Source organism: Herbaspirillum sp. Her3, assembly GCF_057961275.1.
Map to the genome: position 1 here is coordinate 2,155,211 of NZ_CM176328.1, position 13,584 is coordinate 2,168,794.

At 64.2% G+C, this 13,584-nt stretch carries 14 protein-coding genes and 1 riboswitch; of the genes, 5 read left to right on the forward strand and 9 right to left on the reverse strand.

Features of this window, described 5'->3' with window-relative positions:
• Positions 1-166 precede the first annotated feature (166 nt).
• The 3 genes from ACVC5H_RS09910 to ACVC5H_RS09920 all read right to left on the reverse strand — a co-directional run bounded on the left by ACVC5H_RS09910 (position 167) and on the right by ACVC5H_RS09920 (position 3,704).
• A complete protein-coding gene (locus ACVC5H_RS09910; protein WP_489622148.1) occupies positions 167-2,089 on the reverse strand; it encodes a chemotaxis protein CheA in 1,923 nt (640 codons plus the stop codon).
• Positions 2,089-2,832, reverse strand: coding sequence for a protein phosphatase CheZ (locus ACVC5H_RS09915; protein WP_489622149.1), 744 nt, complete (start codon positions 2,830-2,832; stop codon positions 2,089-2,091). Before ACVC5H_RS09915 ends, ACVC5H_RS09910 begins: the two co-directional genes overlap by 1 nt.
• A 497-nt stretch (positions 2,833-3,329) precedes the next feature.
• Positions 3,330-3,621: riboswitch (cobalamin riboswitch) on the forward strand.
• Positions 3,579-3,704 carry a hypothetical protein gene (locus ACVC5H_RS09920; protein WP_489622150.1) on the reverse strand — a complete coding sequence of 42 codons (126 nt, stop codon included), beginning with the start codon at positions 3,702-3,704 and terminating at the stop codon, positions 3,579-3,581. Its footprint overlaps the riboswitch before it by 43 nt.
• On the opposite strand from ACVC5H_RS09920, the gene ACVC5H_RS09925 reads away from it, so the two are divergent.
• The 4 genes from ACVC5H_RS09925 to ACVC5H_RS09940 all read left to right on the forward strand — a co-directional run bounded on the left by ACVC5H_RS09925 (position 3,703) and on the right by ACVC5H_RS09940 (position 8,252).
• The gene (locus tag ACVC5H_RS09925) at positions 3,703-5,685 is read left to right on the forward strand and encodes a TonB-dependent receptor (RefSeq protein WP_489622151.1); all 1,983 of its coding nucleotides are present in this window, start codon (positions 3,703-3,705) and stop codon (positions 5,683-5,685) included. The genes ACVC5H_RS09920 and ACVC5H_RS09925 overlap by 2 nt on opposite strands.
• A gap of 23 nt (positions 5,686-5,708) precedes the next feature.
• The gene (locus tag ACVC5H_RS09930) at positions 5,709-6,689 is read left to right on the forward strand and encodes a FecCD family ABC transporter permease (RefSeq protein ID WP_489622679.1); all 981 of its coding nucleotides are present in this window, start codon (positions 5,709-5,711) and stop codon (positions 6,687-6,689) included.
• Entirely contained in the window at positions 6,686-7,456 is a 771-nt protein-coding gene (locus ACVC5H_RS09935; protein ID WP_489622152.1) for an ABC transporter ATP-binding protein, read from the forward strand. Before ACVC5H_RS09930 ends, ACVC5H_RS09935 begins: the two co-directional genes overlap by 4 nt.
• A 196-nt stretch (positions 7,457-7,652) precedes the next feature.
• Positions 7,653-8,252, forward strand: coding sequence for an outer membrane protein (locus tag ACVC5H_RS09940; protein WP_489622153.1), 600 nt, complete (start codon positions 7,653-7,655; stop codon positions 8,250-8,252).
• 104 nt (positions 8,253-8,356) lie between these two features.
• On the opposite strand, the gene ACVC5H_RS09945 is transcribed toward ACVC5H_RS09940, so the two are convergent.
• From ACVC5H_RS09945 to ACVC5H_RS09960, 4 genes are read right to left on the reverse strand one after another with little or no spacing between them, the layout of a single operon-like run.
• Complete coding sequence (locus ACVC5H_RS09945; RefSeq protein ID WP_489622154.1) at positions 8,357-9,244, reverse strand: cobalamin-binding protein; 888 nt, start codon at positions 9,242-9,244, stop codon at positions 8,357-8,359.
• Between the two features lie 3 nt (positions 9,245-9,247).
• On the reverse strand, positions 9,248-10,087 hold the full coding sequence (gene panC, locus ACVC5H_RS09950) for a pantoate--beta-alanine ligase (RefSeq protein ID WP_489622155.1): 840 nt from the start codon (positions 10,085-10,087) through the stop codon (positions 9,248-9,250).
• A gap of 56 nt (positions 10,088-10,143) precedes the next feature.
• Entirely contained in the window at positions 10,144-11,040 is an 897-nt protein-coding gene (locus ACVC5H_RS09955; RefSeq protein ID WP_034337179.1) for a segregation and condensation protein A, read from the reverse strand.
• A gap of 9 nt (positions 11,041-11,049) precedes the next feature.
• A complete protein-coding gene (locus ACVC5H_RS09960; protein ID WP_489622156.1) occupies positions 11,050-11,253 on the reverse strand; it encodes a DUF3460 family protein in 204 nt (67 codons plus the stop codon).
• Between the two features lie 70 nt (positions 11,254-11,323).
• Here ACVC5H_RS09960 and bamE point away from each other — a divergent pair, with 70 nt between their 5' ends.
• Complete coding sequence (gene bamE, locus ACVC5H_RS09965; protein WP_489622157.1) at positions 11,324-11,851, forward strand: outer membrane protein assembly factor BamE domain-containing protein; 528 nt, start codon at positions 11,324-11,326, stop codon at positions 11,849-11,851.
• A gap of 12 nt (positions 11,852-11,863) precedes the next feature.
• Here the strand turns inward: bamE and ACVC5H_RS09970 are convergent, their stop codons facing one another.
• Positions 11,864-12,694, reverse strand: coding sequence for a carbohydrate ABC transporter permease (locus tag ACVC5H_RS09970; RefSeq protein WP_489622158.1), 831 nt, complete (start codon positions 12,692-12,694; stop codon positions 11,864-11,866).
• The gene (locus tag ACVC5H_RS09975; RefSeq protein ID WP_489622159.1) at positions 12,691-13,566 is read right to left on the reverse strand and encodes a carbohydrate ABC transporter permease; all 876 of its coding nucleotides are present in this window, start codon (positions 13,564-13,566) and stop codon (positions 12,691-12,693) included. Before ACVC5H_RS09975 ends, ACVC5H_RS09970 begins: the two co-directional genes overlap by 4 nt.
• Positions 13,567-13,584: the final 18 nt, after the last annotated feature.

Sequence of the window (13,584 nt, forward strand, 5' to 3'; positions counted from 1 at the left end):
ACCCCTTCGGCGAGCTCAGGACAGGCTTCGATACGCGGCTGCGCCGCTGCTCAGGGCGAACGGGAGTCAGGCGTGCTAGGCCCTGGGACAAGGGGCGGGGCGAAATGGCAAACGGCCGGATCTTTGCAGATCCGGCCGTTTGTGTTTGCAGCGGTTGGCGGCAGTGTTATGCCACCGCCGTACGCTCCAGGTCGCGGCAGCCATCCAGCAGGAAGGACAAGCCCACCACCAGCACCAGCTCACCCTCGGCCGAACGGGCCGTACCGGTGATGCCGGCGGTGTGGATGGCGGTCAGCGGCTTGATCACCAGGTCGGCCGTGCCTTCGACTGATTCCACGCCCAGGATGTAGGGGTGCGGCACCGCCATGACGATACCGACCCGCTCATTGCCCGGCTCGTAGCCCAGCACGCCAGCCAGCGAGTTGACCGGCAGCGGACGGCCCTGGTCGCGCAGCACCGGGGCGCCGCCCACTTCGTCGAAGGTCTCGGGCAGCTCGACCACCCGTTCGACCACCGCCATCGGCAGGGCCAGCGGGGCGCCGGCACAGCGTACCAGCATGGTCGGGATGATCGACAGCTCGATGGGCAGGCGGATCGAAAACTTGGTGCCCTTGCCGATGGTGGATTCGATGCGGATGGTGCCGCGATGCTTTTCCACGGCGGTCTTGACCACGTCCATGCCCACGCCGCGTCCGGAGACGCTGGAAGCCACTTCCTTGGTCGAGAAACCGGGCAGGAACACCAGCTGCAGCGCCTCGTCGGCGGTCAGCGCCTGGTGTTCGTTGATCAGGCCCTTGGCCAGCGCCTTGCTGCGCAGCATGTCGGGGTCCATGCCCTTGCCGTCGTCGAACACTTCGATCATGACGCTGCTGCCGGCCTGCCAGGCGTTGAGCGAAATGGTCGCCTTGTTGGGCTTGCCGGCAGCGGCGCGGTCCACTTCGATGCCGTGGTCCAGCGAGTTGCGCAGCATGTGCACCAGCGGGTCGTAGAGGCTGTCCACCACCACGCGGTCGACTTCGGTTTCGGCACCGGTGATGACCAGATCGACGTCCTTGCCCAGGTCCTTGGCCAGTTCGCGGACCAGTCGGGGGAATTTCTGGAACAGGCGTCCGACCGGCTGCATGCGCGTGGACAACGTGGCCCGCTGCAGTTCGCTGGAATAGCGCGAGGCGCGGCCCAGGGTTTCGGCCAGGGTCGACATGAGCGCGGCGGCCGTGCCTTCGAACTTGAACTGTTGCAGCTTTTCCAGCAGCACGGCGGCCTGGTTGGCGGCCTGTACCGATTCGCCGGCCACTTCCAGCAGGGCGTCCAGCTTGCCGGCATCGATACGGATGCTTTCTTCCTTGGTGCCGCCAGGGGAGTCGGTGGAGCGGCGGTTTTGCTGGACCGGCGCTGCGGCCTTGGGCTCGCCATCGGCTGCCGCAGCGGCGGCGGGCGCTGCCGCCGGTGCTGCTGCGGGAGCAGTGGTCGGAGCGGCTTCGGCCTGGTCCTGTGCTTCCGGGGCAGCGGCGGCTGCGCCCGGTACCAGCGCCTGGTAGAGCGCGGGCCAGTCCAGTTCGCCATTCTTCATCACGCTGGCACTGCCATCGACCGTGCCACCGGAGGCCACCGGGGCGGCTGCCACGGCAGCGGCCACCGGCACGGCAGCGGCGGGGGCGGCAGCAGCCGGCGCAGGGGCAGGGGCAGCGGGGGCGGCTTCGCTCTTGCCTTCGATGGCCTGGGTCAGGATGTCCTTCAGTTCGGTCGGCATCGAGGCCAGGCTGTCGGGCGCGGCACCGTTGGACAATTCGTTGAGCTGGTCGGCCACGAAGCCACTGGCCTGCAGTGCCGCTTCGATGGCCAGCGGCGTGACCGGAGCCTTGCCGGTGCGCAGCGCATCGAACAGGTTTTCGGTCAGGTGGCAGGCCGACACCATGGCCGGCAGGTTGACGAACCCGGCACCACCCTTGATGGTGTGGAATGCGCGGAAGACCGCGTTGAGGATTTCAAGGTCATCAGGATGTCGTTCCAGCGTCAGCAGGTGCTCTTCCACGTTGGTGGCGAGCTCCAACGCTTCAACGACAAAATCCTTGAGCATTTCGTCATCCATTAGAACCCCAGGCTATCGAGTAAGTCGTCCACGTCGTCCTGACCCATGGCGGTGCCTCCCACGGAGGGGCCATTCATCAGGGTTACCGGTTTGTCTGCATCGATCTGCGCCTTGACTTCCGGCGGCGCGTTGTCGCGCAGCAATTGCGCCAGCTCGCGCTCGGCGGCGGCGGTGATGGCCACGATCTTCTTGATCAGCTGGCCGGTGATGTCCTGGAAGTCCTGGGCCATCATGATTTCCAGCATGCGGGCCTTTTCGGCTTCGGTCGATTCCAGCACCGAGGTCGAAAACTTTTGCGAGTCGCCCGCCAGCGCCTTGAATTCGTCGATGGTCATCTGACCGGCATACAGCTTGGTCCAGCGGGCGTTGATGTCCTTGGCTTGCTCCTGCAGGCGGTCTTGCGCCGGCATGCCCGAATCGAGGGCATTGAGCACCTTGTTGGCGGCCTGTTCGGTCAGGGTGGCGATGTGTTCCAGACGGCTCTGGGCGTCGCCGATCTGCTCGGCCACGTCGGTCAGCGAGCGGTCGTAGCCCAGTTCGCGCATGGAGTCATGCAGCAGGCGCACGATGCCGCCCAGGCGTTCGTACATGGGCTTGTCGCTCTGGTCCTCCTGTTCGCCGGCAGCGGCCGCGTCCGTGCTCTGGGCGGTGGCGTCGGCAGCCGGGTCGCCGGCAGTCATGGCCGGTAGCGTCTGCGAGGAAATTTCGTCAAACAATGCTTCCAGATCAACGTCGTCGCTCATGATTACTGATTCTCCCAACAAAGGTGTGCGCTCGTGGGCGCACTGCTGTGCAAAGTTGCCCGTAGGCGGATCAAATGCGTCGTTCCAAGAGGCACAGCAACCACCTCGACCCCGATATCAGACAGATATCGGCAGCCCAAGGCGAAGTCTGAAGGCTCGCAGACCACGACAACGATTCAGGGATGACAGGTAAGGCCGGCTGAGCAGCAAAAGTCCCCCTCGACCATGCCATGGCGCCAAGTATAGGACTGCCTGCCGCCATCTCATCGGCCAAACAGCGAGTGAAATCCCCCATTTGTTTCGATTTTTCGACCGCCTTCAAAGAACTGACGGCGGCCGCGAATCAAATGTTTTCGATAAAGATATCGAATTTGTTCTATATAACTACGCTGAGCATGAATTCTATCCGGCTTTTTCTTGAAAGCAATTAAACAGCCCCGGGCTTGTGCTGATTTACATCATCCGGGGTCCGGGCTTGTGGCGGCTACGCTGCACGCCTACAATGGCGCGGTTTTGGTGCCCGCCGGCGTGTCCTCGCCGGCAGTTGAACGGGAAACACGCGCCAGGCCCGCTGCAGGTGCTCGGCAGCAGGCGGTCTGGCCAAGGTGTACTGCCCCCGCAACGGTAACCAGGTGCCGGTGGCGAGACGATTCGTTCTGATTCGTTGCGTATGGCCGGCAACGCCATCTTCCACGCCACTGTGTTTTTGCGCGAACCTTCACTTCGCCGCATGGGAAGGCCGATGGTCACGCCTGCAGTCCGGAGACCGGCCAGAACAGGAGGAAGCCGCACAGGCAATACCAGTGCGGTTTTCCGTTGAATGCAGCTTGCGGGGAGGCAGGCTGTACACCTTCATCACCTGTCTTTTTCATGCATATCGTTTATTTCCGGGCCTGCCACGGCGGTCCACGTCCCCGTTTTGCCCTGCGCACCGCTTGTGCGCTGATCCTGGTCACCCTGGCGCATCCGGCGCTGGCTGCCAGCTCTGACACCGACCAGCCGCTGTCGCCCGTGGTGGTGTCGGCCTCGCGTTTTCCCAATGATCCGGCGTTCCCGCCGGTGGCGGCCACCGTCATCACGGCCGAGCAGATCCGTGAAGCCGGCATCGGTGATGCCAACGAAGCCATTCGCAAGCTGGGTGGCGTCTACGGACGCCAGAGCCTGGCCGGTCCGCGCGATTTTCCGCTGGACCTGCGCGGCTTCGGCACCAATGGCGACCAGAACATGGTGGTGCTGGTCGATGGCGTGCGCATTTCGGAGAATGAGCTGACCACGCCGCTGCTGTCCTCGATTCCCATCGAGACCATCGAACGCATCGAGATCGTGCGCGGCGGCAGCAGCGTGCTCTATGGCAGCGGCGCCACCGGCGGCATCATCCAGATCATCACGCGCCGCCCGCAAGCCAATGCGGCGCACGGCACCGTGGTGGCCGAGGCCGGCAGCAACGGCCAGCGCGGCGGCCGGGCGGCGGTCTCGCGCGGCTGGGAGAACATGTCCATCGACGCCAGCTATGCCAAATCGCACGCCGACAACTGGCGCGACAACAGCCGTGCCAACCAGGAGAACGCCAGTGCCACGGTGCAGTGGTTCGCCAGCGACTGGCGCTTCGGCCTGCGCGCCAACCTCTCGCGCGCCGATTTCGGCCTGCCGGGCAGCCTGACGCAAGCGCAATACGAGGCCAATGCGCACCAGAGCAGCAAGCCGCTGGACCATGGTTCCTATGACAACGACAGCATCACGGCCTTCCTGGAACGCCGCTTCGGCGACATCGATGTCGCCGCCGAGCTGTCGCATCGCGAGAAGATCTCGCGCTCCACCTATGTCAGCAGCGGCTCGTCCGCACAGACCAACGTGCGCGTGACGCAGTTCTCGCCGCGCCTGCGCCAGGTGCTGGAGCGCGGCCTCTGGAAGAACGAAGCCATCGCCGGGGTCGACCTGTCCGAATGGAGTTCGGCCACCAACGCCAGCTATGGAGACAGCGATGCATCCCAGCATTCGAAGGCGCTGTACCTGCGTGATGAAATCGAGTTCGACCACAATGCCCGCCTGGCCGCTGGCGTGCGCCGCGAGCAGTTCACCCAGCTAAGTGGCTCCGGCGCCTATGGCCGCACCAGTGCCGTCAATGCCTGGGACCTGCAGGCCAGCTACGCACCGCTGCCGTTGCTGCGCGGCTTCGTCAAGACCGGCCAGAGCTATCGCCTGGCCACGGCCGACGAGAACGGTTACACGGCCTTGCCCACCGGCGCAGTCCTGAAGCCCCAGGTCTCGCATGACCTGGAACTGGGTGCGACCCTGGGCAATGCAGCACGCCAGGTGACGGTGCGCTGGTTCCGCCATCGCGTGCGCGACGAACTGTATTACGACCCCACCGCCAATGGCGGCTTCGGCGCCAACAGCAACCTGGCGCCGACCCGCCATCAGGGCGTGGAGCTGGAAGGGCGCGTGCAGCTGACCGAGACACTGGGCGCGACCGCCACCTACCAGCACGTCAATGCGCGCTTCGACGAGGGCGACAACAGCGGCAAGCAACTGGCGCTGGTGCCGGCCAATACGCTGTCGGCGCGGCTGAACTGGACATCCGGCCAGCACAGTGCCGACGTCGGTGCACGCTGGGTGGACCGCCAGCGCATGGGCAATGACTTCGCCAACACCTGCGCGCGCATGCCGTCCTTTACTACGGTCGATGCCCGTTATGCGCTGCGGGTGAGTGCCTGGGAGTTTGCCGTGACCGGCACCAACCTGGCTGACCGCAAGTACTACTCGCAGGCCTATGACTGCAGTGGCGGTGCTGTCTCGGGCATCTACCCGGAAGACGGACGGGCAGTAAAATTCACGGCCCGTTACGACTTCTGAAACCTGTCCTGAGCCTGATGCCGATGCGACCTTACCTGCCCGTGCTGTGCCTCCTGCTGCTGTCCCTGCTGGCCTTGTCGGCGGCGGCGCTGTGCGGCAGTAGCGGTTGCCTGCGTCCCTCGGCTTCGGCCGACAGCGTGGCGCTGCTGCTGTCGCTGCGGGTGCCGCGCGCGCTGACCGCCTTTGCGGTGGGCGGTGCGCTGGCGCTGGCGGGGGCGCTGATGCAGGTGCTGTTGCGCAATCCCCTGGCCGATCCTTATGTGCTGGGCCTGTCCGGTGGATCGGCCGCGGGCGCCTTGCTGGCCATGCTGGCGGCGCTGCGCCTGGGATGGCCGCTGCAGGCGGTGACCGCGCCCGGCGCCTTGCTGGGGGCCGGGCTGGCCATGCTGCTGCTGTTCGGTCTGGTGCGCCAGTCGCTGCGGTATCTGGCCATGTCGCCCTTGCTTTCCAGCCAGCGCCTGTTGCTGACCGGGGTGATGCTGGCGGCCGGGTTTGGCGCGCTGATTTCGCTGGCCTTGTCGGTGGCACCGGATGCGCAATTGCGCGGCATGGTGTTCTGGCTGATCGGTGACCTCGATGACGCGCGCCTCTTGCCGGTGACGGCGCTGGTGCTGTTGCTGGCATTGCTGTGGAGCTGGCGCCATGCCCCTTCGCTGAACCTGCTGGCGCGCGGCGACGCCTTTGCGCAATTGCTGGGTGTGCCGGTGATGCGGCTGCGCGTGATGCTGCTGTGCGTGGCCGCCGCCTGTACGGCCAGCGCGGTGGCCATGGCCGGGACCATCGGTTTCGTCGGCCTGGTGGTGCCGCATGGTCTGCGCCTGGTGATCGGCAATGATCAGCGCCTGCTGTTGCCGTCCTGCGTGCTGGCCGGCGGGGCCGCGCTGACCCTGGCCGATCTGCTGGCGCGCACGGTGGTGGCACCGCTGCAGTTGCCGGTCGGGGTGATCACGGCGCTCATCGGCGTGCCGGCGTTCCTCTGGCTGCTGGCGCGGAGCCGCGTATGAAGACTTCGTCACCTGCCATCCTGCAGGCGCGCCAGCTCACGGTGCGCGCCGGAACGCGGGTCTTGCTGCAAGGGCTGGACTGGCAGGTTTCAGGTGGTGAATTCTGGTGCGTGCTGGGCCGCAACGGGGTGGGCAAGAGCAGTCTGCTCCACACGGTGGCGGGCCTGCATCCGTATGAAGGTCAGATTGTGCTGCAGGGACAAGCCTTGTCGTCGCTGTCGCCGCTGCAACTGGCCCGGCAGCGCGGGCTGCTGCTGCAGCATCAGCAGGATGCGTTTTCGCTGCCGGTGCTGGAGGCGGTCACGGCTGGCCGCTTTGCGCACGGCGATGGCTGGGCTGGGGCATCTGGCGACATGGCCCTGGCACGCCAGGCGCTGGAGCAGGTCGGGCTGGCCCACCTCGGCAGCCAGGATCTGCTGCGCCTGTCGGGCGGGGAGCGGCAGCGCGTGGCGCTGGCGACCTTGCTGGTGCAGGCGCCTGCGCTGTATCTGCTGGACGAACCGACCTCCCATCAGGACATCGCCGCGCAATTGCAGGTCATGCAATTGCTGCGGGGGCTCGCGCAGCGGGGCAAGGCGGTGGTGGCGAGTTGCCACGATATCAATCTGGCCAGACGGTTCGCCTCCCATATCCTGCTGCTCGATGGCGCCTGCGCCCAGGCCGGGCCGGTGGAGAGCGTCATGCAGCCGGCTTTGCTGGAAGCAGCCTTCGGTTGCCGCTTTGTCGCCCTCGGGAGCCCGGACGGAGTGGTCTTCGTGGCGGGGTAGAGGGTGCCGCAAAACCGCATGGATTGTAAAGATCTTCACATTCTCATGTGCTGATATGTTGTATTTCGGCAAAAAATCTCCAAAAGTTACTTGAAAGTCCTTTACCGAGATTTACAAGTTCTCATCCCTCGATATAATTGCCGCCGGGGAATACCCTGAGGTAGTACTTATAAACAACATCTAGGGATTATCAGGAATGAAGAAAAATATCGTAGCAGCAGTCGCTGCACTCGCCGCCATGATGGCCGCCGGTTCGGCCGCCGCCCAGACCGCCGACAGCGGCGTGTACGTGGGCGTCGAAGGTGGTATCGCCTCGATCAACGCCATTGCCACGCCGACCAACGGCGTGAAGACCTCCGAAACCAACGAAGCCGCAGCGCTGCGCGCCCTGGTCGGTTATCAGATCAACAAGAATTTCGCCGTGGAACTGGGCTACTTCGCTACCGACGATTTCAAGCAGGACGGCACAAACCGTACCGGTACCGTGCGTTACAACGTGAAGGCCAACGTCAAGGGCGCAGATCTGTCCGTGATCTACAAGTTCACCGAATTCGTGCCGGGTCTGTACCTGAAGGCAGGCGCTACCCGTTCCAAGGTTTCCCTGGAACTGAGCCAGCCGTCCGGCACGAGCTCCTTCTCGCAGACCGGTACGGGCTACCTGGTTGGCCTGGGCTATGAATTCAGCGTTTCGCAGAACGTTGGCATCAACGTCGGCTACACCCACTTCGAAAAGCTGGGCGGCGAAAGCGACAACAAGATGAACCTGTACACGGCTGGTGTGAAGTACAAGTTCTAAGCTGTTATCTGTGTTTCGCAGGTCTTGAAAATCCCTCCCTGGCGGAGGGATTTTTTTCGTCCGTGTGCGGCGCAGAGCAAAGCGCAGGCTGCACCGCAAACGCTTTATGGTGCAGGTGCCAGTCGCCGTGCCTGGTCCAGCTTCCCACAGACCTCCTGCGCCGCATCCAGCACTCTAGGTCCGGCGCGGTTGAGCCAATCGGCATTGACGGTGTAGAGCTGCCCGTCGCGCACCGCACGCAGGCGGGGAAAGGCTTTCCAGCGCTCCAGCGGCTGGTCACGGGCGTCGCCGGCCGTGAGGATCACTTGCGGATCGGCCGCCAGCACCGCTTCCACGCTGACCGTGGGCGCCAGTTGCGGCAGCTCGGCGAAAATGTTGCGGCCGCCGCACAGGCGCAGCACGGCAGAGACCATGTGCTGGCCGTTGAGCGTCATCAGCGGCTGGCTCCAGATCTGATAGAACACGCTCACCGGGGCTCGTCCGCGATATTGCGCCTCCAGCTGCTGCCAGCGGGCCCGGAAGGCCGTTGCGGCAGCCTGTGCGGTGATGTCGGTACCGGCCAGCTGGCCCAGCCGTTCCAGCGATGAGGCGATCATGCCGAAGTCGGCCGGCTGGCTCTCGAAGACGGGAATGCCCAGGCTGCGCAGGCGCGCCAGCTGCAAGGGCTTGTTGCCGCTGTGCCAGGCGACGATGAGGTCGGGCTTGAGGGTGGCGATGCGTTCGATGTCGAGCGCGTTGTAGCCGCCCAGGCTGGGGATTTGTGCGGCCTGCGGAGGATAGTCGCTGTGATTGCTGGCGCCGACGATCTGCGCGCCCGCTCCGGCGGCGTAGAGCAGCTCGGTCACGTGTGGCGCCAGGCTGATGATGCGGCGCGCCGGTTTGGCCAGGGTGACGCTCTGGCTCAGGTCATCCTGGACGGTGATGTCGGCCTGCGCGGTATCGGCGGCCAGCAACGCCGCCAGGGACAGCAGCCAGCCCGCCAGCCTGCGCATGATTCAGATTTCCAGGTTGTCGATCAGGCGGGTGGCGCCCAGCTTGGCTGCCGACAGGACCACCAGCGCTGCACCTTGCTCCATGTCGGCAGGTGTCGGCGGCTGCAGGTCGATGCGCTTGCGCACGGCCACGTAGTCGGGCTTCCAGCCACGGGCGGCCAGGCGTTCCATGGCCACGCGCTCGGCCAGGGCGACGTCGTGCTGGCCGCCGCGTACTTCGTTGGCGACCTCGTTGAGCACCTGGTAGAGCAGCGGCGCTTCGGCGCGTTCTTCGGGCGACAGGTAGCCGTTGCGCGAGGACAGCGCCAGGCCGTCTTCGGCGCGATAGGTTTCGGCGCCGACGATTTCGGTGTTCAGGGCGAACTGGCGCACCATGTTGCGCACGATCATGAGCTGCTGGTAATCCTTCTTGCCGAACACGGCCACGCGCGGCTGCACGCAGGAGAACAATTTCATCACCACGGTGGATACGCCCGTGAAGAAACCGGGACGGAATTCACCTTCCAGGATGTTGCCCAGGTCATCGGGCGGCTGCACGCGGTATTCCTGCGGTTCCGGATACATGTCCTTTTCGGTCGGGGCGAAGAGCACGTAGACGCCTTCCTTCTCCAGCTTCTCGACGTCGGCCTGGAAGGTGCGCGGATACTTGTCGAAGTCCTCGTTGGGGCCGAACTGCAGGCGGTTCACGAAGATCGAGGCCACCACCGGATCGCCATGGGTGCGTGCCAGGCGCATCAGCGAGAGATGGCCTTCATGCAGGTTGCCCATGGTCGCCACGAAGGCGGTGCGCAGCTGGCCGCGCAGGTGGTCGCGGAGTTCTTCGATGGAGGAAATGATTTTCATGCGGATTCTCTGGTTGCGGGCGGACTCAGGCCCGGTTGCCGGTCTGCTGCGCCCGTTCAGCTGGGCGAGTAGGACAGTCTGACATAGATGGGAGCGAAGGCTTCGGCCTGGGTGATTTCGATCAGCGTTTCCTTGGCCAGCTCAAGCAGGGCGATGAAGTTGACCACCACCACCGGCACCCCGCGCGAGGGATCGAAGAGGTCCGAGAACTCGACGAACCGTGCCGATTGCAGTCGCCGCAGGATGCCCGTCATGTGTTCGCGCACGGACAGCTCTTCGCGGCTGATGTGGTGATGCTGGGTCAGCTTGGCGCGCTTGAGGATATCGGCCCAGACGGCCTTGAGGTCATCGATGTCGACCTCGGGCCAGCGGGTGACCACGGTCTGCTCGATATGCACCTGGGTGCGCACGTAGTCGCGGCCGACCTGCGGCAACTGGTCCAGCTCCTGGGCGGCCAGCTTGATCTGTTCGTATTCCAGCAGGCGGCGCACCAGCTCGGCACGCGGATCTTCCGGCTCTTCGCCGGGCTCGGCCTTCTTGGCCGGCAGCAGCATGCGCGACTTGATTTCGATGAGCATGGCGGCCATCAGCAGGTATTCGGCGGCCAGTTCCAGGTTCTGCTTGCGGATCTGCTCGACGTATTCCAGGTACTGCGCGGTGACTTGCGCCAGCGGGATATCGAGGATGTTGAAGTTCTGCTTGCGGATCAGGTACAGCAGCAGGTCCAGCGGCCCCTGGAAGGCTTCCAGGAAGACTTCCAGCGCATCCGGCGGGATGTAGAGGTCGTTGGGCAGCTGGAATAGCGGCTCGCCGTACAGGCGCGCCAAGGCCACGCCGTCGATCACGTCGGGCGTGGTGTCCTGCTGTCCTGCGGGAGTGATGTCGATGGCGTCGGCGCTGGGCTCCGCGCCGGGCTGGCCGGCGGGATCGGCGCCACCTGCTTGAACCGTCATGCCGACAGCTTAGTGGCTCTGGTAGACGTAGGGCTGCTGGGCCACGCGGGAGGCTTTCTCGCGGGCGGTCTTGTCCAGATCCAGCGGTTCCTTGTCCCACAGCAGGGCGCGGCCGGCGCGTTGGGACTCTTCCAGCTTCGGGTTCTTCGTCTTCAGTTCGTCGATGAACTGGGTGATTTCAGATACGTAGGTGGTCTTTTTTCCGAAGAGCATGATATTTTCAGGCCAAATGTTACACAGAAGCCGTATTTTACCTTGTCTTCATCAGGGATAATCAATTCCTATGCATGAACCCATCTTCACTCGCCTGCGTCGCCATGCCGCTCAATTCGGGGCTTTGCTTGCCGCATTGGCCCTGTTGGGCTGCGACCGCAACGGCAATCCCATCGAGGAGTTCGGTTTGGACAAGCTGCAAAAGGGCATCTCCAGCGAAGCCGACGTGCGCGGCGTGATGGGACAGCCCGATACCGTGTGGGAGGACGGCGGCGGAGCCAGGACCCTGGAATATCCCAAGGGCCCGGAAGGCATCCGTACGTGGATGTTCAGCATCGGCGCCTCCGGCACGCTGATCGACTATCAACAGGTGTTGACCCAGGAGCATTTCGACACCATCCGTCCCGGCATGACGGCCGAGCAGGTCCGCCGCCAGTTTGGCCGGCCGCGCAGCGTGGTGCAGTTCGCCCGCAAGAATGAGGAAGTGTGGGACTGGAAGTATCACTACGTGCACGAGGACCGGCTCTTCAATGTGCATTTCGATATGAATACCAAGCAGGTCGTGCGGACCTCGATCTCGGAAATCTCGGGCCATTGAGGCCTGGCCGCTTCAGCGTATCCCCGCCCGCATGAACGACTGTACAAACTGCCGCTGAAACAGCAGGAACGCCAGCAACAGCGGCGCCGACGTCATCAGCGTGGCGGCCGTGATGATGGACCAGTCCACGCCCTGGTCGGTGGATGAAAACACCTGCAGCCCCACCGTCAGCGGACGCGATTCCACCGAATTGGTCACGATCAGCGGCCACAGGAAGTTGTTCCAGTGGGTGCTCACCGACACCAGCCCGAAGGCGATATAGATCGGCTTGGCCAGCGGCACGTAGACCTGCATCAGGATCTGCCACGGCGACGCACCTTCCACGGTAGCCGCTTCATCCAGTTCGCGCGGCACCGTCTTGAAGGTCTGGCGCAGCAGGAAGATGCCAAAGGCCGAGGCGAAATAGGGCAGGCCAATCGACAGGATGGTATCGCGCAGGCCCAGCAGGTTCATGGTCTGGTAGTTCTCCACGATCAGGATGTCGGGCATCACCATCAGTTGCATCAGCACCAGCATGAACATCACATTGCTGCCCCGGAAGGTGAAGCGGGCAAACGCATAGGCCGCCAGCGTGGAGAGGATCAGCTGCGCCACCAGGATCAATGTCACCAGCAGGAAGGTGTTGAGGAAATAGCGCGGGAAGGGCGCGGCCTGCCAGGCGTTGACGAAGTTCTGCAGCGTCAGCGGGGCGTCCGGCACGAAGCGGGTGGCGAAGGCGGCCGGGTGGAAGGCGGTCCACAGCGCATACAAGAGCGGCAGCAGCCACAGCAGTGCCAGCACCCAGGCAGAGACGGTTTCCAGTGCGCGATGGCGTTCGGCAAAAGGCGAGGTGGGCGCGATCATTGGTAATGGGTCCTGCGGTCAAGTACACGAAACTTCACCAGCGCAATCAATCCCAACAGGGCCAGCAGCACTACCGTGAGGGCTGCAGCGTAGGAAGAATCCCAGAAGGCGAAGCCAACTTCATAGATGTAGTAAAGCAGCAGGGAACTGGCATTGTCCGGCCCGCCCTTGGTCATCACGACGATGTGGTCGACCAGGCGGAAGGCGTTGATGAGCGCATTGATGAGCACGAAGAGCGTGGTGGGCATGAGCAGCGGAAATTGCACGCGCCAGAAGTACTGCCAGCGCGACGCGCCCTCCAGTGCGGCCGCTTCGGCCAGCACCGGCGAGATCTGCTGCAGCGCGGCCAGGTAGAAGATCATGAAGAATCCGGCTTCCTTCCACACCGCCACCACCATCAGCGCCCCCAGCACAGTGTCGGGATTGCCCAGCCAGTTGTGCGAGGGCAGGCCGAGCGCGCCGGTGATCTGCTCCAGCAGGCCATATTGCGGGGTATAGAAGAACAGCCAGATATTGGCCACCGCGATCATCGGCAGCACGGTCGGGGTGAAATAGGCCAGGCGCAGCAGTCCGCGCCCGGCCAGTTTCTCGTTGACCCACAGCGCCATCAGGATGGCCAGGGCAATGGCCAGCGGGATGGTGCCCAGAGCAAACCAGAGGTTGTTGCACAGGGCCTGCCAGAACACCGGATCGTCCACCATGAGGCGATAGTTTTCCAGTCCGACGAAGACCGACGGCCGGGCTCCCTTGGGCGTGGAAAAGAAGCTGTGCCAGAGCGTCGCCAGCGCCGGGTAATGCGTGAAGGCGATCAGCAGCACCATCGCCGGCGACAGCAGCAGCCAGGGCAGCACGGAGGAGGACAGGCGTTTCATCGGCAGGCCTTGTGCAGG

Excerpts from the sequence above, each read along its gene's own strand:
- ACVC5H_RS09910 (WP_489622148.1), bottom strand. The coding sequence starts at position 2,089 with ATGGATGACGAAATGCTCAAGGATTTTGTCGTTGAAGCGTTGGAGCTC.
- ACVC5H_RS09915 (WP_489622149.1), bottom strand. The coding sequence starts at position 2,832 with ATGAGCGACGACGTTGATCTGGAAGCATTGTTTGACGAAATTTCCTCG.
- ACVC5H_RS09925 (WP_489622151.1), top strand. The coding sequence starts at position 3,703 with ATGCATATCGTTTATTTCCGGGCCTGCCACGGCGGTCCACGTCCCCGT.
- ACVC5H_RS09920 (WP_489622150.1), bottom strand. The coding sequence starts at position 3,704 with ATGAAAAAGACAGGTGATGAAGGTGTACAGCCTGCCTCCCCGCAAGCT.
- ACVC5H_RS09930 (WP_489622679.1), top strand. The coding sequence starts at position 5,709 with ATGCGACCTTACCTGCCCGTGCTGTGCCTCCTGCTGCTGTCCCTGCTG.
- ACVC5H_RS09935 (WP_489622152.1), top strand. The coding sequence starts at position 6,686 with ATGAAGACTTCGTCACCTGCCATCCTGCAGGCGCGCCAGCTCACGGTG.
- ACVC5H_RS09940 (WP_489622153.1), top strand. The coding sequence starts at position 7,653 with ATGAAGAAAAATATCGTAGCAGCAGTCGCTGCACTCGCCGCCATGATG.
- ACVC5H_RS09945 (WP_489622154.1), bottom strand. The coding sequence starts at position 9,244 with ATGCGCAGGCTGGCGGGCTGGCTGCTGTCCCTGGCGGCGTTGCTGGCC.
- panC (WP_489622155.1), bottom strand. The coding sequence starts at position 10,087 with ATGAAAATCATTTCCTCCATCGAAGAACTCCGCGACCACCTGCGCGGC.
- ACVC5H_RS09955 (WP_034337179.1), bottom strand. The coding sequence starts at position 11,040 with ATGACGGTTCAAGCAGGTGGCGCCGATCCCGCCGGCCAGCCCGGCGCG.
- ACVC5H_RS09960 (WP_489622156.1), bottom strand. The coding sequence starts at position 11,253 with ATGCTCTTCGGAAAAAAGACCACCTACGTATCTGAAATCACCCAGTTC.
- bamE (WP_489622157.1), top strand. The coding sequence starts at position 11,324 with ATGCATGAACCCATCTTCACTCGCCTGCGTCGCCATGCCGCTCAATTC.
- ACVC5H_RS09970 (WP_489622158.1), bottom strand. The coding sequence starts at position 12,694 with ATGATCGCGCCCACCTCGCCTTTTGCCGAACGCCATCGCGCACTGGAA.
- ACVC5H_RS09975 (WP_489622159.1), bottom strand. The coding sequence starts at position 13,566 with ATGAAACGCCTGTCCTCCTCCGTGCTGCCCTGGCTGCTGCTGTCGCCG.